General features: G+C 48.4%; 10 protein-coding genes. 7 read left to right on the forward strand and 3 right to left on the reverse strand.

The genetic code is table 11. From position 1 onward, the window contains the following. Positions 1–8: 8 nt before the first annotated feature. Complete coding sequence (xseA, locus tag N7386_RS06395) at positions 9–1,355, reverse strand: exodeoxyribonuclease VII large subunit (RefSeq protein ID WP_279767520.1); 1,347 nt, start codon at positions 1,353–1,355, stop codon at positions 9–11. Positions 1,356–1,477: 122 nt separating this feature from the next. Between xseA and guaB the strand changes: the two genes are divergently transcribed. The 3 genes from guaB to tadA all read left to right on the forward strand — a co-directional run bounded on the left by guaB (position 1,478) and on the right by tadA (position 5,414). Then, positions 1,478–2,944, forward strand: coding sequence for an IMP dehydrogenase (guaB, locus tag N7386_RS06400; RefSeq protein ID WP_011716317.1), 1,467 nt, complete (start codon positions 1,478–1,480; stop codon positions 2,942–2,944). A gap of 117 nt (positions 2,945–3,061) precedes the next feature. Then, positions 3,062–4,639, forward strand: a complete 1,578-nt coding sequence (guaA, locus tag N7386_RS06405; RefSeq protein ID WP_011622023.1) for a glutamine-hydrolyzing GMP synthase — start codon at positions 3,062–3,064, stop codon at positions 4,637–4,639. 277 nt (positions 4,640–4,916) lie between these two features. Beyond that, on the forward strand, positions 4,917–5,414 hold the full coding sequence (gene tadA / locus N7386_RS06410; RefSeq protein WP_279770982.1) for a tRNA adenosine(34) deaminase TadA: 498 nt from the start codon (positions 4,917–4,919) through the stop codon (positions 5,412–5,414). Positions 5,415–5,853: 439 nt separating this feature from the next. Here tadA and mltF read toward each other — a convergent pair whose 3' ends face one another. Continuing rightward, positions 5,854–7,290: a membrane-bound lytic murein transglycosylase MltF gene (mltF, locus tag N7386_RS06415; protein WP_011622025.1), complete on the reverse strand. Its 1,437-nt coding sequence runs from the start codon at positions 7,288–7,290 to the stop codon at positions 5,854–5,856. 279 nt (positions 7,291–7,569) lie between these two features. On the opposite strand from mltF, the gene purL reads away from it, so the two are divergent. From purL to cydX, 4 genes are all read left to right on the forward strand, one after another. Next, positions 7,570–11,451 carry a phosphoribosylformylglycinamidine synthase gene (purL, locus tag N7386_RS06420; protein WP_011716321.1) on the forward strand — a complete coding sequence of 1,294 codons (3,882 nt, stop codon included), beginning with the start codon at positions 7,570–7,572 and terminating at the stop codon, positions 11,449–11,451. 1,240 nt (positions 11,452–12,691) lie between these two features. Then, positions 12,692–14,248, forward strand: coding sequence for a cytochrome ubiquinol oxidase subunit I (locus N7386_RS06425; RefSeq protein WP_011716322.1), 1,557 nt, complete (start codon positions 12,692–12,694; stop codon positions 14,246–14,248). A gap of 15 nt (positions 14,249–14,263) precedes the next feature. After that, positions 14,264–15,403: a cytochrome d ubiquinol oxidase subunit II gene (gene cydB, locus N7386_RS06430; RefSeq protein WP_011622028.1), complete on the forward strand. Its 1,140-nt coding sequence runs from the start codon at positions 14,264–14,266 to the stop codon at positions 15,401–15,403. Between the two features lie 18 nt (positions 15,404–15,421). Beyond that, entirely contained in the window at positions 15,422–15,538 is a 117-nt protein-coding gene (gene cydX / locus N7386_RS06435) for a cytochrome bd-I oxidase subunit CydX (RefSeq protein ID WP_011622029.1), read from the forward strand. Between the two features lie 499 nt (positions 15,539–16,037). Here the strand turns inward: cydX and N7386_RS06440 are convergent, their stop codons facing one another. Then, positions 16,038–18,041, reverse strand: a complete 2,004-nt coding sequence (locus N7386_RS06440) for a methyl-accepting chemotaxis protein (RefSeq protein WP_086904637.1) — start codon at positions 18,039–18,041, stop codon at positions 16,038–16,040. Between the last annotated feature and the right edge of the window lie 173 nt (positions 18,042–18,214).

Consider the following 18,214-nt stretch of genomic DNA (forward strand, 5'->3'; position numbering starts at 1 on the left):
GTCTAGACTTAATTTTCATCGGTTATTTGCGTCACGGTCGACTGCACTTGTCCATGGCGTAGGCGAGTGTTTATCTTATCGCCCACACTCAGCTGGGCGGCATTGTCTATGACTTGATCATTTGCATCTGTGGTGATGCTGTAACCCCGGCTCAAAGTAGCTAATGGACTAACCGTTTCCAATTGATGGGCGGCGTATTTTATCCGCTGCTCGCTTTGGTTGAGGGTATCCTGCATAGCGTTTTGTAAACGCGTCGCTAAATAGCTCAATCGATTGGTCTCGAGTGCGAGTTTGTGCTTTGGGGACTGCTGCTCGAGGCGGCTTGCCAGTTGCTGCTGACGGCGACTTAAGCCGTGCAATTTGTTAGACAATGCGGCTTCGAGTCTTAATTGCATTTCATCAAAACGCTGCTCAAATTGTTGCAAGGTGCGCTTAGGATCTAAGCGTTGCAGTCTGTGTTCGAGCAAACTTAAGCGTCTTTCTTGCTTGAGTTGATAGTGGCTGGCGCTCTGTTTGAGGCGCGAGAGTACAGTGGCTAAGCGTTGGCTCTTATTGTCGCTATCCTGAGACAGTAGCTCTGCGCCCGCAGAAGGCGTCGGGGCGCGAACGTCGGCCACATAGTCACTGATAGTGGTGTCGACTTCATGGCCTACGGCGCTAACAATGGGCAGGGCACTGTTGTAGATGGTATGGGCGAGCGCTTCACTATTAAAACACCATAAATCCTCGAGTGAGCCGCCGCCGCGGGTGAGCAGTAATACATCGACCTCGAGCCGTTGGTTGGCGATATTGATGGCTTGGCAGATATTCATATCCGCATTTTCACCCTGTACTTGTGTTGGATAAATAATCACTTCGATGGAAGGGTCGCGGCGGGCAAGCACATGCAATACATCGCGAATAGCCGCGCCCGTGGGGGAGGTGATGACGCCAATACGTTGAATATTTTTCGGTAACTGGCGTTTAGTGTCGGCGGCAAATAATCCCTGCGCCGCGAGCTTCATTTTGAGCGCTTCAAATTGCTGTGCCAGTAAGCCATCCCCTGCGGGGAGCATAGATTCAATCAATAATTGATAGTCGCCTCTAGGCTCATACACGCTAATCGCGCCTTTCACGAGCACCTGTTGGCCATTCACAGGTTTAAAGCTCACGCTTTGGTTGCGCCCCTTGAACATGGCGCAGCGAATTTGGGAATAATGATCCTTGAGGGTTAAATACCAATGTCCAGAACTGGGGGCCGAAAAGTTGGAAATTTCACCATTTAGCCAGACTTTTCCCAGTTGTCCCTCGAGAATTTGCCTGACTTCACCATTGAGGCGTGAGACGGTATAAATATTATTTTTAGGGACTTGCATGTGTTTTCTCGTGCAAATGGGATTTTTTCACTATTTTCCATTTACCGCTCCCCAGATGCAAGGTATAATCCCGCCGCAATATTTCACCTCTAAAATCCTACTCAACTGGGGAGATGTTGCCTATGCTACGTTTAATTAAAGAAGCGCTAACCTTTGACGATGTGTTACTTGTTCCTGCGCATTCGACTGTACTCCCAAACACCGCCATCCTTAAAACTCGCCTGACCAATACCATTGAACTGAATATTCCGCTTGTGTCTGCCGCTATGGACACTGTGACCGAAGCGCGTCTCGCGATCGCCATGGCACAGGAAGGTGGCTTAGGTTTTATTCATAAAAACATGAGCATAGAAAAGCAGGCCGAAGAAGTTCGTAAAGTAAAAATTTACGAAGCGGGTGTGGTTCAACAACCTGTGACGGTAACGCCTTCAACTACGCTGGCGGATCTTAAAGTGCTGACCGCGAAGAATGGTTTTGCGGGTTACCCTGTGGTGAACGAAGCCAATGAATTGGTGGGTATCATCACTGGCCGTGACGTACGTTTCGTGACTGACTGGAGCAAAACCGTAGAAGAAGTGATGACGCCAAAGGCGCGTTTAGTCACTGTTGCGGAAGGCACTAAGTTAGATGAAGTGCAAAAGTTAATGCACTCAAACCGTATCGAAAAAGTGTTAGTTGTCGATGATAACTTCAAGCTGAAAGGCTTAATCACAGTAAAAGACTTCGAAAAAGCTGAGCGTAAGCCTAATGCCTGTAAAGACGAATTAGGTCGTTTACGTGTGGGCGCAGCCGTGGGTGCCGGTGCCGGTAACGAAGAGCGTGTCGATGCACTGGTGAAAGCCGGTGTTGACGTGCTGCTGATTGACTCTTCTCACGGCCACTCTGAAGGCGTGTTGCAACGTATCCGTGAAACCCGCGCTAAATACCCAGAACTACAAATCATCGGTGGTAACGTGGCGACAGCTGAAGGCGCATTAGCCCTAGTTGAAGCCGGCGTTAACGCGGTTAAAGTTGGTATTGGCCCTGGTTCTATCTGTACCACACGTATCGTGACGGGTGTGGGCGTGCCACAAATTACCGCAGTGTCTGACGCTGCCGAAGCCGTAAAAGGCTTAGGGATCCCTGTTATCGCCGACGGCGGTGTACGTTTCTCGGGTGACTTAGCCAAAGCCTTAGCCGCAGGTGCATCGTGCATTATGGCGGGTTCAATGTTCGCGGGTACTGACGAAGCGCCAGGCGAAACGGAACTCTACCAAGGTCGTGCCTATAAGTCATACCGCGGTATGGGTTCTTTAGGTGCCATGTCTCAAGGTTCTTCTGACCGTTATTTCCAATCTGACAATGCTGCCGACAAGCTGGTGCCAGAAGGCATCGAAGGCCGTGTACCTTACAAAGGCAAGCTCAAGGAAATCATCCATCAACATATGGGTGGTCTGCGTTCATGCATGGGCTTAACTGGCTGTGCGACGATTCAAGAACTGAACGAAAAAGCGCAATTTGTGAAAGTGACGTCTGCGGGCATGGGCGAGTCCCACGTTCACGATGTGACCATCACTAAAGAAGCGCCAAACTACCGTTCAGGTGCGTAAACGTTTGTGATAATGGGGCGGCGATAAGCCGCCCCGTTATTAAGATTTGTATGCCCTCAAGATTGAACCTCGTAGTCTTGAGCTAAGTTAAAACAATAGATGAGATAAAGGTTATCCATGAGCGATATTCATGAGCATAAGATACTGATCCTCGACTTTGGATCTCAGTACACCCAGCTAATTGCCCGTCGTATCCGTGAAATTGGTGTTTACTGTGAGTTATGGGCGTGGGATGTGACCGAAGCCCAAATCCGTGAGTTTGCCCCTAACGGGATTATCCTCGCTGGCGGCCCAGAAAGTGTGACTGCCGACAACTCTCCCCGCGCACCTGAATATGTGTTCAATGCTGGCGTCCCCGTTCTAGGGATCTGCTACGGCATGCAAACCATGTCTGAGCAACTGGGCGGTAAAGTGATTCAAGGCGTGGGTGAAGGCGAGTTCGGCTACGCTCAAATCGAAATGTTAGCGCAATCGGCCCTGTTTAAAGATATCGAAGACGCAGTCAGTGCCGATGGCAAATCGCTGCTCGATGTGTGGATGAGCCATGGCGATAAAGTTTCGGCTATCCCAGAAGGTTTTGTGGCCGTTGCTAAAACGGACACTTGCCCATTTGCGGCCATGTCTTGTGAGGAAAAACGTTTCTACGGCGTGCAGTTCCACCCTGAAGTAACCCATACCCGCCAGGGCATGCGTATGCTGTCGCACTTTGCCTTAGATATCTGCGGCTGTGCGGCCAACTGGAAACCTTCTTCAATCATCGAAGACGCTATCGAACGCTTGAAAAAGCAAGTTGGCGACGACGAAGTGATTTTAGGCCTGTCTGGTGGTGTGGATTCATCGGTAGTGGCCATGCTGCTGCACCGCGCAATTGGCAAAAAACTGACCTGCGTATTTGTTGATAACGGCTTACTGCGTTTAAACGAAGCGAAGCAAGTCATGGAAATGTTTGGTGATCATTTCGGTCTGAACATTGTTCACGTCGATGCGGAAAACCGCTTCCTTGACGCGCTGAAAGGCGAAGCCGATCCAGAAGCGAAACGTAAAATCATCGGCCGTGTATTCGTTGAGATCTTCGACGAAGAAGCCAAGAAATGCGTTAACGCTAAATGGTTAGCCCAAGGCACCATCTACCCAGACGTGATTGAATCTGCTGGCAGCGCCACAGGTAAAGCCCATGTAATTAAGTCGCACCATAACGTTGGCGGTCTGCCAGACGATATGGAGTTAGGTCTGGTTGAGCCTCTGCGCGAACTCTTTAAAGACGAAGTGCGTAAGATTGGCCTTGAGCTAGGTCTGCCATACAACATGCTTTACCGCCACCCGTTCCCAGGCCCTGGTTTAGGCGTGCGTGTACTGGGCGAAGTGAAGAAAGAATACTGTGATTTGCTGCGCCGCGCCGATGCGATTTTCATCGAAGAGCTGCACAAAGCTGATCTTTATAACAAAGTCAGCCAAGCATTTACCGTGTTCTTACCCGTTCGCTCTGTCGGTGTAATGGGCGATGGCCGTAAATACGATTGGGTGGTGTCACTGCGCGCCGTTGAAACCATCGACTTTATGACCGCTCACTGGGCGCACTTGCCATACGATTTCTTAGGCCGAGTGTCTAACCGTATCATCAACGAAATCGACGGTATCTCCCGCGTGGTTTACGATATTTCAGGTAAGCCACCTGCAACTATCGAGTGGGAATAATCCCCTGTCTTGATGACATGATGCATTAATGAAAAGGCGCCAAGTGCGCCTTTTTTATTGGTTATGGGTATAATTGCCCACATTGTTGATAAAAGAGAATCCTTAAGTGGAGCAGACAAAACTGAACCCAAAAACCTTGCATGCGAAGACGCTCAGCTCCGATGAACTTGGCGCTGATGAACTTGGTTGTGATGAAGTGAGTGGTAATGTGCTTGTTGGCGAGCAACCTTGTCTCAATCAAGCGAGTCTCAATCAAGCAGATGTTGAACAAGCTCGAATCGATGAGCATTGGATGCGTGTCGCGATGACTATGGCTGAAAAGGCCGAGGCGGCGGGTGAAGTGCCTGTGGGTGCGGTTTTAGTCAAAGAGGGTCAGCAAATCGCGGCCGGATACAACTTATCTATCAGTGAGCACGATCCTTGCGCCCATGCTGAAATTCAGTGTTTGCGAGCAGCGGGGCAGACGATTGAAAACTATCGACTTCTCGATACCACTCTTTACGTTACCCTCGAGCCTTGTGCTATGTGCGCCGGTGCCATGGTGCATAGCCGGATTGCCCGCGTAGTATTTGGGGCAAAGGATGAGAAGACCGGCGCCGCAGGAACCGTGCTTAATCTCTTGCAGCATCCAGCCTTTAATCATCAAGTTGAGGTGGCGTCAGGGGTGTTAGCGCAGGACTGTGCTGACCAATTGAGCCGCTTTTTTAAACGTCGCAGGGAGGAAAAGAAGGCTTTAAAACAGGCTCAAAAGGCGCAGCAGGGGACGCTATCCTAAGGAGTTTGGAGACTCGCTTAAGCGTTAGTCTTGGGCTTGGAGAAACGTAAAAAACAGTTTGTGGCGATTCAGCACCCGGCGATGGCGAATTTTCAGCGTGGTACGACGGCGTGATGCGCTGTTATTGATGGTTTTTCTTCTCATATAGACCCCGTTTTCAATCTTGTTATTGTCTAGGTTAAGGCTATTTTGCTTTGGTTAACGGCTATGGGTTAACGTGCAATGATGATTATATTGACCTGTAACTATGACAGTATCAGCAGAGATCTCAGGCGGCAATCCCTCTCGATGCATCTGCTCTATAAAGCAGCGTTTTTAGCCGAAAGCTAGCTCACTTTAGCCTGTGTTGGCTTAATCAAAGATTAAAATCGTGGTTTGATGGCCGCAAAAAAGCAAGGCTGCGGCGCAAGTCAAGTGATTGAGGGGGAAGCGGTTAGGGCTATTTCGGCTTATCTGGGCTGAGGGTGCCGGGCACTGGCGCTGGGCCATCTTCCGAGGCGAGGTCGCTCGGTTCTTCCTCATCGCTATTTTGTTGTTTAGATTGATTATCGACCCAGACTAAGGTGTCGTAATAGCGGCGAATGCTGTCGACGTAATGCACGGCTTCGCTACCACGGGCATAGCCATAGCGGGTCTTCTGGTAATATTTACGCTTTTGCAGCAGTGGCAATACCTTTTTAAGATCCCGCCAGGCGTTGGGATTAAGCTCCATGGATTCGGCGAGCTTACGGGCATCTTCCACATGGGCATAACCGATATTGTAAGAGGCCAGCGCAAACCACATGCGTTGACTCTCGGGGATAGACTCTGGCAGACGGTTGATCATATCCCGTAAATAAGCGGCGCCGCCGCGAATACTCTCTTCCGCATCGAGGCGGTTCGTAATACCAATTTCTTTGGCGGTCGGCTGCGTGAGCATCATCATGCCGCGCACCCCAGTCGGCGAGCGGGCATTAGGATTCCAATGGGATTCTTGATAACTGGTCGCCGCCAATTTACGCCAATCTAAGTCTCCGGCGTGGGTCTCGAAAAGCTGACGATAACGGGGCAGCACGGTTTCGATGGCGCGCAGGAAGGCGCGGGTATCGATATAGTCGAAACGCTTGACGTGACCAAAGTACTTTTCGTTTAAATGATCGAGTGTGCCAGCGAGTTTTTCTTGGTGCCAAAACGCCAATAACTGACTCATCAAGCCGTCACTGTGTGTGGGGGGCAGTAACCAAACCACATCAAGCTTTTCTTCTAGCACGAGCCCTGAGCGCAGATCCGGTAAGTAACGGCGGTTAATCTGCACGCTGCTCGAGTCGGCGATGGTGTAGTCGATTTCCTTGTTGGCGATCATCGCTAGCAGCTCTTCGCTGTCTTTATCTGTGACTTGATCCCACACCAGCGTCGGATGGCGTTTCTGTAATTGCGTCAAGGTTTCCACAAAAGAAGAGTCGGCAATTACAGTAATTTTGCCTTTTAAATCTGTGATGTCTTTGGGTGTTGGCATGCCTTCACGGTAAACCAGTACTTGATTGACACGATACAGCGGCGGGCCTAAACGGAATTGTTCGCGCCGCGCAGGGGTTTCTGTCATCCCCGCGGCAATGATATCAATCTCGTTTTTTTTCAATGCTTCATAGAGTTCGGCGCGGTTGGTGTAGGGCACCATTTTTAAGGGCACATCGAGATACTCGGCAAACAGCACCGCCATATCGTAATCGAAGCCGCTGTTACCTTGGCCCGAGGTCATATAAATTTGCGGGCCATAAAGGGTGCCGACCCTTAATTCGGTGAGTTTATGGGGGACATATTCTGTTTCTTCCACGGTCACTTGCTGACACGCCGTCAGTAAGAAACCTAAGATAATCGCGAACAGAAATCGAGTCATTAAACACACTTTATTAAATAAAATCAAAATGATGAACAGTAGAAGGTCAGTGAGGTAACAAGGATAAACTGGCTGACATTGCTGTGATTATATCCGTTTGTCGCCAATTACGTAAAAAAATCGTACCGCATGGAATACGAAGGAGGGGAAAAGGGCCGCTTTTTATCTTAATAGGAAACACTGTTTTACGTAAGGTCACAGGTGATTTGTGACAGACATTTCCTTATAATAGCGCCATCTCTGACCCCTGCAATTATAAATATAAGGTGAATTGACGTGATGGAGATCATCCGCGGAGCCCCAGCACTCTCGACGTTTAGAGTGCAAAAGCTAATGGAGGCCTGCGTAAACGCTGCGCTTCCGGTACGCCAAATCTATGCTGAGTATGTTCATTTAGCGGATTTGAGCGAGTTGCTTGAGACCAATGAGCGTGAGCAACTTGAAAAAATTCTCACCTATGGACCTGCTATCGAAGCCCATACCCCCCAAGGTTCACTCCTGTTTGTTACTCCCCGCCCCGGCACAATTTCCCCATGGTCTTCTAAAGCCACTGATATCGCCCACAATTGTGGTTTAGGTAAAGTGAAGCGCTTAGAGCGTGGTGTTGCCTATTATGTGGAGTCAGACACTTTGACTGTCGAGCAGCAACAAACCCTCAAAGGGTTATTGCACGACCGTATGGTTGAAGTGGTTCTGGACGATTTTGCAAAAGCCGATGTGCTGTTTAAGCGCACTGAACCTGCGCCTTTCAAGAGTGTGAACGTATTGGCTGAAGGTCGCCGTGCCCTTGAAGTGGCCAACGTCGAAATGGGTCTGGCGCTCGCCGAAGATGAAATCGATTATCTTGTCGAAAACTTTGTGCGTTTGAACCGCAATCCAAACGATATTGAACTGATGATGTTTGCTCAGGCCAACTCTGAGCACTGCCGTCACAAGATTTTTAACGCAGATTGGACAATTGATGGCGAGGCACAGCCTAAGTCTCTGTTCAAGATGATTAAAAACACCTTTGAAACCACACCAGACCACGTGTTATCTGCCTATAAAGATAACGCCGCTGTGATGGAAGGTTCGGTTGCGGGACGTTTCTTCCCCGATCCAAACGGTGTTTACAGCTATCACACTGAACCAATGCACGTACTGATGAAAGTGGAAACCCACAACCATCCTACAGCAATCAGCCCATATCCAGGTGCGGCGACGGGGTCAGGTGGTGAGATCCGCGACGAAGGTGCAACCGGTCGTGGCTCTAAACCTAAAGCGGGTTTAACTGGCTTTAGCGTATCGAATTTAAAAATCCCTGGTTTTGTACAACCATGGGAAGGCAACTACGGTAAGCCTGAACGTATCGTCAGCGCGCTGGATATCATGACCGAAGGCCCGCTTGGCGGCGCGGCGTTTAACAACGAGTTTGGTCGTCCAGCACTGTTAGGTTACTTCCGTACCTATGAGCAAGAAGTCTCGAGCCACAACGGCGTAGAAGTCCGTGGTTATCACAAGCCCATCATGTTAGCCGGTGGTTTAGGTAACATCCGCGAAGAGCACGTACAAAAAGGCGAAATCACCGTCGGTGCTAAGCTTATCGTACTCGGCGGCCCTGCGATGAACATCGGTCTGGGCGGCGGCGCGGCCTCTTCTATGGCGTCGGGTCAATCGAGCGAAGATTTAGACTTTGCGTCGGTTCAGCGTGAAAACCCAGAAATGGAACGCCGCTGTCAAGAAGTGATCGACCGCTGCTGGCAATTAGGCGATAAAAACCCGATCCAATTTATCCACGACGTGGGCGCGGGTGGTTTATCTAACGCTTTCCCTGAGTTAGTTAACGATGGCGGCCGTGGTGGTATCTTCAATCTGCGCAACGTGCCATCGGACGAGCCGGGCATGAGCCCGCTGGAGATCTGGTGTAACGAATCGCAGGAACGTTATGTGCTTTCGGTTGCTGCCGAAGACCTGCCGTTATTTACTGCGATTTGTGAGCGTGAGCGCGCACCGTTTGCGGTAGTGGGCGAGGCAACGCAAGAGCAGCATTTAACCCTAGCTGACAGCCATTTCGATAACAATCCTATCGATTTACCACTCGAGGTGTTATTAGGTAAAGCACCTAAGATGAGCCGTAATGTGGTATCCGCTAAGGCAGTTTCACCTGCACTTGAGCAAAGCAACATCGATGTGAAAGAAGCGGTCAAACGCATTCTTAGCCTGCCAACTGTGGCGGACAAAACCTTCCTTATCACCATTGGTGACCGCACGGTAACGGGTCTAGTAAACCGTGACCAAATGGTTGGCCCATGGCAAGTCCCTGTGGCTGATTGCGCGGTAACGGCGGCAAGCTTTGATACCTATGCCGGTGAAGCCATGTCTATGGGTGAACGTACGCCGCTGGCACTGCTCGATTTTGGCGCCTCTGCCCGTATGGCGGTTGCCGAATCGATTATGAACATCGCGGGTGCGGATATTGGTTCGTTCAAACGTATCAAACTGTCGGCTAACTGGATGTCTGCCGCGGGCCACCCTGGCGAAGATGCGGGTCTTTATGAAGCGGTTAAGGCCGTGGGTGAAGAGCTGTGTCCAGAACTGAGCCTGACCATTCCTGTCGGTAAAGACTCCATGTCGATGAAAACCGCATGGCAGCAAGACGGCGCGAACAAAACCGTGACGGCACCTATGTCGTTGGTCATTTCTGCCTTCGGTGTGGTGCAGGATATCCGTAACACGGTAACGCCTGAACTTCGCAGTGATAAAGGCGAAACCTCGCTGTTATTAGTCGACTTAGGCGCTGGCAAAAATCGTTTAGGCGGTTCTTGTTTGGCACAGGTTTACGGTGAGTTAGGCGATATCGCGCCAGACTTAGACGATGCAGCTCTGTTACGTGGTTTCTTCGAAACCATGCAAAAGCTGGTGGCGAAGAAGTCGGTTATTGCATACCACGACCGCAGTGACGGTGGTTTATTCACGACGTTAGTGGAAATGGCCTTTGCCGGTAACACGGGTCTTGCTATCGACTTAAGTGCACTGCAAGGTACTGACGTTGAACGTCTATTCAATGAAGAACTCGGTGGCGTACTGCAAGTGAGCCGCGCTGATGCCGAGCTTATCGCTGCGCAATTCGCCCAAGCAGGCGTACCTTGCCACATGATTGGTACTCTGGCGAATGACCAACGCGTAACCATTAAAGATGGTGCGCGTGAAGTGTTCAGCGAGACACGTGTTGCACTGCGTACTTTATGGTCTGAAACCACTTACCGTATGCAAGCGCTGCGTGATAACCCAGCCTGCGCATTAGAAGAGTTTAAGCTCAAACAGGATGAAACCGACTTAGGTTTAACGGTTAACTTAAGCTTCGATCCAAGTGAAGACGTTGCTGCGCCGTACATCCTCAAAGGTGCTGCACCTAAGATGGCTATTCTGCGCGAGCAGGGCGTTAACTCCCATGTGGAAATGGCGGCCGCGTTTGACCGCGCAGGTTTTGAGAGCCGTGACGTGCATATGTCTGACATTCTGTCAGGCCGCATTAGCCTCGAAGAGTTCCAAGGTCTGGTGGCCTGTGGTGGCTTCTCCTACGGTGACGTATTAGGTGCGGGTGAAGGTTGGGCTAAGTCTATCCTGTTCAACGCCCGTGCTCGCGATGAGTTCTCACGCTTCTTCGAGCGTGACTCAAGCTTTGCCCTCGGTGTGTGTAACGGTTGCCAAATGCTGTCTAACCTGAAGGAAATCATCCCGGGTAGCGAGCACTGGCCACGTTTCGTGCGTAACCGCTCTGAGCGTTTTGAAGCGCGTTTCAGCTTAGTTGAAGTGCAGCAAAGTCCATCATTGTTCTTCCAAGGTATGGCGGGTTCACGTATGCCTATCGCCGTGTCTCACGGTGAAGGACACGCAGAGTTTGCCAGCGCGCAGGCACTGGCGTTAGCTGAGGCCTCTGGCACTATCGCGCTGCGTTTTGTGAATGGTAAAGGTGAAATAGCCACCCAATACCCACAAAACCCGAACGGCTCGCCAAACGGTTTAACCGGTATCTGTACTACCGATGGCCGTGTGACCCTGATGATGCCACACCCTGAGCGTGTATTTAGAACGGTTGCGAACTCTTGGCACCCAGATAACTGGGGTGAAGACAGCCCATGGATGCGCATGTTCCGCAATGCGCGAGTCAACTTAGGCTAAGGTTTTTACTGAGAAAACCACGACTTAAGTGAGCAAAAAAAGGAGCGAAATTTTTCGCTCCTTTTTTATATATAAAACGCATCTTTTAAAAAGATAAGGTATTTTAAGATCTTAGTCTTACATTTGTTAAATCTAATAAAATGAAGTTTAAAAATATCAATTTTAAAGACTAATTACCCCTTAATAAGTAGTTCACACAAGTGAAACAAAATTGACTTGCCTTAATTTAGTCGCTGTACTTGCCTGTATTCTCGAGAGATAAAAACAAAAAGCCCCCAACTCATCGAGAAGGGGGCTCGTTTTGCGCTAACAAAACTTCAAATCAAATCAGTATTATTTCAGAGTAAGCGGTCAACGATTACAGCTCACGAGCTGTATAAAGTTCAACAAAAACACGCTTATAGCTGTTAACCAGACGTTCAAATAAGTTTGTCATATCTCTTTCTCCACACCAAAGTTATACCTATGTGCGCGGAGTTTGGCTTGCCTGGGGCGCTTCACCAGTCACATCAAACCGTCTCCTTAACACAGGAGATATATTAACCAGTTAAATCTATCTTCTCAAACGAAAAAAAGTACATTTAGCAATTAGAAAAACTAATCAATATATATCATGCTTTTATTGGTTTAAGTGTGTTTAATTTTGTATATTGTTGAATTTAAACAAATATATTGTATTATCCAAAATTGAATGGATAATGTTTTATTAGTGTGAATATTGTTTTTAATTTGTTTTTATCAGTTTTTGGTGTTTGTAGTGCAGTTTTGTGCTCAAACGGTCAAAAATGGGCTTTTTAATTCAATATGAATCGCTCTCTACCCCATAATTATGGCTCTGTCAACTGTGGGTAAAAGTGAAGTGTGTGCCCCGTAGCAAAACCCATCTAAAGCCCTGAGTTTGATTGATTTGAATCAAAGGCGGGTGGTATAAAATACTCACAAATGAAAGCGATTAAATATCTTAACTATCTGATATTTATATCGATGGGATCATTTGTAGGATTGGGTGGTGAGGTGAAAGTCTCAAAGCCGAGCGATAGTGTGACTAGGGTCTCAGTATGCGAGGGAAAAGGGGATTTTTAAGCCTTGCTGCTTCGATGTAATGAAAAAGATGAAATTTAACGGTTTATACTGAATTCAGCTATAAACACAAAATGAAAACTCACTATCCTACAAAGGCACTTGCTACGAATGGCTCAAGTAGTCGTAGCAATTGGACGCACCACGTAAGGAGTCACCGATGATTGTTGAAGAGGTTGTTGAGCTATCACGGTTGCAGTTTGCGCTGACAGCCATGTATCACTTCCTGTTTGTTCCCTTAACCTTGGGGTTGGCATTTTTGCTGGCTATCATGGAATCACTCTATGTGATGACTGATAAACAAATTTATAAAGATATGACTAAGTTCTGGGGTAAGTTGTTTGGTATCAACTTTGCCTTGGGTGTTTCAACGGGTTTAGCGATGGAATTCCAGTTTGGTACTAACTGGTCTTATTATTCGCACTATGTGGGTGACATCTTTGGTGCACCACTGGCCATTGAAGGATTAATGGCGTTCTTCTTAGAATCGACCTTCGTGGGTATGTTCTTCTTCGGTTGGGATCGTTTCTCTAAGCGTCAACACTTAGCGACAACCTGGTTGGTGGCCTTTGGTTCCAACTTCTCCGCATTGTGGATTCTGGTGGCAAACGGTTGGATGCAAAACCCTGTGGGTAGCGTGTTCAATTACGAAACCATGCGTATGGAAATGACCAGCTTCGCTGATGTTATCTTCAACCCTGTTGCACAGGTGAAGTTTGTTCACACTGTGGCTTCTGGCTATGTGACTGGCGCAATGTTCGTATTAGCGATCAGCTCTTACTACATTCTGAAGAAACGTGACTTACCTTTTGCACGTCGTTCATTTGCGATTGCAGCCAGCTTCGGTATGGCGTCTATCCTGTCTGTTATCGTTCTGGGTGACGAATCAGGCTATAAAGTGGGTGAAGCGCAGCGCGTTAAGTTAGCGGCAATTGAAGCTGAGTGGCACACAGAGCCAGCTCCTGCAGCCTTTACTGCAGTTGGTTTCCCAAATCAAGAAACCATGCACACCGATTTCGCGGTTAAGATCCCTTACGCTATGGGTATCGTGGCAACACGTTCTTTAGATGAAGAAGTGACAGGTCTACGTGACTTAGTGGCTGAACACGAAGTACGTATCCGCAACGGTATGAAAGCTTACGAGATGCTGGTGAAACTGCGCGCTGGTGATAAGTCTCCAGAGTTACGTGACGCGTTCGAAGCGGCGAAAGTTGACTTAGGTTACGGCTTACTGCTGAAGCGTTACACCGACAATGTTGTAGATGCGACAGAAGAGCAAATCAAAGCGGCAGCGAAGGATTCTATCCCGAATGTGGCACCGATTTTCTGGAGCTTCCGTGTGATGGTTGGCTTAGGCTTTGTGATGTTGTTTGTGTTCGCGGCGGCCTTCTGGCAAAGCACACGTCATCAGATCGAAGAGAAGAAATGGGTACTTAAAGCAGCACTCTTTAGCTTGCCATTACCTTGGATTGCGATCGAGTGTGGTTGGTTTGTGGCTGAATATGGCCGTCAACCTTGGACCATCTCTGAGGTGCTGCCGACCTTTATGTCTGCTTCGAGTTTAACGACTGGGGATCTGTGGTTCAGTATTATTTCGATTTCACTGTTCTACACTGTGCTGCTGGTGATCGAGATATTCTTGATGCTTAAGTTTGCCCGTCTTGGCCCTAGCAGTTTAAAGACTGGTCGTTATCACTTCGAGAAACTAGAAGCCTAAGCAGAGGATTTCATTATGTTTGATTATGAAATATTGAGAGTTATCTGGTGGGCTCTGATCGGCGTACTGTTCATCGGATTTGCGGTCACTGACGGTTTTGACATGGGCGTGGGTGCACTTTTACCGATTATCGGTAAAGACGATACTGAGCGCCGTATTATGGTCAACACCATTGCTCCCCATTGGGACGGTAACCAAGTATGGTTAATCACCGCAGGTGGTGCCTTGTTTGCGGCATGGCCTATGGTGTATGCAGTGTCTTTCTCTGGCTTCTATGTGGCCATGATGTTAGTGCTGTTTGCCTTGTACACTCGTCCTGTAGGATTTGACTATCGCTCTAAGATTGAAAATCCAAAATGGCGTAAGTCGTGGGACTGGGCGTTGTTCTGTGGTGGCTTTATTCCACCGCTGATCATCGGTGTGGCCTTCGGTAACTTACTCCAAGGTGTGCCATTCAATTTCGATGAGTTCCTGCGTGCGACTTATCACGGTGGTTTATTTGGTCTGTTGAACCCATTCGGTTTACTGGCGGGCTTAGTGAGCGTGAGCATGTTTATGATGCAAGGCGCTGCTTGGTTACAAATGAAGACCGACGGTGAGCTGCGTGTACGTGCCGCGAATGCGACTCAGCTATGTGCACTGTTAGTGGCAGTATTATTTGCCGCTGCGGGTGTGTGGTTAGCTAATGGTATTGATGGTTATGTTATCACTTCAACCCTTGACCACCATGCACTGTCAAACCCAACGCTGAAAACCGTTGCAGTTGAGTCTGGCGCTTGGTTAGCCAATTATGATAAGTATCCTATTACTATGCTGTTCCCAGTATTAGGTGTGGCATTACCACTGCTGGTTATCCTAGTGAGCCGCTTAAATCGTTCAGGTTTTGCGTTCTTATTTAGCTCGCTGACTGTGGCTATGGTGATCTTAACTTGTGGTGCAGCAATGTTCCCATTCGTTATGCCATCTTCATTAGATCCTAACGTGAGCTTAACCATGTGGGATGCGACTGCGAGTGAAATGACATTAACTGTAATGACTTGGGCGGCGATTATCTTCGTTCCAATCGTGTTAAGTTACACTGTATGGACTTACTTCAAGATGTTTGGCCGCTTAAACCGCAAACATATTGAAGATAACAAAGCCTCACTCTATTAGAATTAAGGAGCATCTACTATGTGGTATTTCACGTGGATATTAGGGGTTTTGTTAGCCTGTTCTTTTGGTGTGATCAACGCCCTGTGGCTTGAAAACACGGAGAACATGGACCGCTCAAGCGATGACGCTGAGTAATAGCTAACCTCCTATAGCTGAACCCTTTAAAACCCCGCAACTGCGGGGTTTTTTATTACCACGTTATTAAGCTTAAGGGATTCGCTAAGGTGGCTTGGTTTGCTGAGATATGTTGTGCCACAACAAGCAACAAGCAACAAGCAACAAGAAAGAAGTTAGCTACAGGTTTCCATAAGAAACACGGCTCAATTTGATTTAGCCGCACAGTCTCGATAAACCCCACAGCTTATTAAAGCGTTAGTTCAAGCTTATCTGAAAGCTTATGCTCAATTGCCAAAGCCAAAGCCAAAGCCAAAGCCAAAGCCAAAGCCAAAGCCAAAGCCAGCAGGTTGCTCGAACATGAAGCAGCACTAATGTGATAGGCGTTTCGCGTGGTTTACCTTGCAGTTTTGCTGCATGAATTTAGCAATGTCGACTTAACTGAATAGATGTAACTTAAGTTGAAAGTCAAAAAAATACCGCCCAAGTGGGCGGTATCTGAACAAAGCAATGGTTTGACTTAGGCTTTAAATTGGCTGATTTGCTGTTTAAGCGCGACGGCGAGGGAGGATAGGTCATTCGCCGAGTTCACTGTTTCGGCCGCTCTGTGCTCACCTTCATTAGCCAGTTCGCTTATCTGGTGCAGATTATGGGTGATCTCTTGGGCAACGCTGCTTTGCTGCTCAGTCGCCGAAGCAATATTGCGTGAGCTAATCGCCAGTTCGCCAATTCTGCGGGTGATTTCCTCCAGCTGCTTACCGGTTTCTTCCCCTTGATTCGCCGAGGCGATACCCAGCTGGTGGCTCTGCGCCATTTGGCTGGTGGTCGTTTTCACTTGAGATTGTAGCTTATCAATGGTTTGCGAAATTTCCAAAATGGAGGATTGTGTCCGCTGGGCTAAGGTTCGCACCTCATCGGCGACCACGGCAAAGCCTCGGCCCTGTTCTCCTGCGCGGGCCGCTTCAATGGCCGCGTTGAGTGCGAGCAGGTTGGTTTGTTCGGCAATGCTGTTAATCACCTCGGTGACTTTACTGATGGCTTCACTCTCTTGGCTGACTTTTTCGACGGCCTGATGGCTACTACTGAGTTGTTGGCTCAGTTTCAACAGATCTTGTACCACTTGGGTTTGTTGCTGTTGGCCTTCTTTGGCGGCGAGATCCACTTGTTGGCTCTGGTTCGCACCATCTTGAGCATGGTTGGCGACATCGCGGATGGAGGTGGACATTTCTTCAATCGCGGTGGCGATTTGATCCGTTTGTTGCATCAATGCCTGGGCTTCTTCACCGTTTTGCTTAGCAATCCGCTGTGCTTTAGAGGCTTGTTGTTCAATGCTTTGCACTGAGGCTTGCAGTGCACTGATTAATTGTCGCAATTCCGATGACATGGTCGACACGCTGGTGGTGATCTTGTCGACCTCGTTTTGACTATCGTAGGCCGATGGTGGAAGCGGATGACTAAAGTCCCCCGTGCCGAGGATTTCCATATGGCGCTGCAGCGCATGCAAAGGCTTGAGTGAGCGGATTAGCACAAAGGATAGCAGTACGGTAATAAGCACAATACCTGTGACCGCCACTATGGCGTTGATGGTGAGTAGCAGTAGGCTCTCTTCATTTAATTCGTTTGCATTCACTTGACCAATCAACATCCAATTCCACCCATTCACCGTTTGGGTGTAGGCAAACATAGGTTGGTTTTTACTGTTAGTGTAGCGAAACTCCGATTGATCCTGTGTGGCTTGGCTAAGGGTTAATCCATCGAGCATGGACTCAGTTACTGGCTCGCCCGCATTAAATTTAGGATTGGCGACCAACACATTGTCGGCTTTGCGCATCAGCAGGAAGCTACCGGTTTCTTCTAGGGTGATTTTATTTACCGCGGCTTGTAACTGTGTGAGGGATTGAGTGATTTCAAAGCCGATATATAAGATCCCAATCACTTGCCCTTGGGCATCCTTAATTGGGCGATATACTGTCATGTAGTCTTTACCGAAGAGTTTGGCGTAGCCTTCGTAAACTTCACCTTTGATAAGCGTTGGATAACCGGGATGGGTTTTACCGAGGAAGGTACCGAGGGCACGGCTACCATCGGCCTTTTTTAACGAGGTCGCAATCCGGACAAAGTCATCCCCATCGCGCACAAACACAGTGGCGGTTCCGCCTGTGAGGTTGGCAAAGCGGTCAACTTTACTCTTTGATGAGTTAATTTGTTCTTTTTCATGTAGTAAGGCTGGCGTGCTGACGCCGAGCACATTCACGGTTTTATCTGGGCGACTAAATTGGCCGGGGTACATTTCCTTAAAAACATCGGCATTGCGTCTTGCTAGTTGCAGCAAGCTATCGTATTGCAGTTCAAGCATGTCGGAGACGGCGTGCATCTCGGCTTTCATGGCACTGATGCCTTTATCTTCGAGCACGTTTGACGCGGATTTGTAGGAGAGCGTACTCAGTATGCAGAAAATGATCAGGGTAAGGATAAAAGCGAGGGCACCAATCTGTTTTGCAATAGGCCAATTTTTATAGTTCATTGTACGATCCTATAGGGTAAAGGTTAACGCTAATGTAACCGAACTTTTACGTCATGGTCTTGATATGGGTCTAAGATTTTCTATTATTTATAAATAGTTCGCTCACAGATACCAGTGTAGACCAGTCTTTACTTTAGTCGATAGAAATATACATGTGAGTGGTAGGAAGAGTG

The sequence above is a fragment of the Shewanella sp. GD04112 genome (assembly GCF_029835735.1).
GTDB lineage: Bacteria > Pseudomonadota > Gammaproteobacteria > Enterobacterales > Shewanellaceae > Shewanella.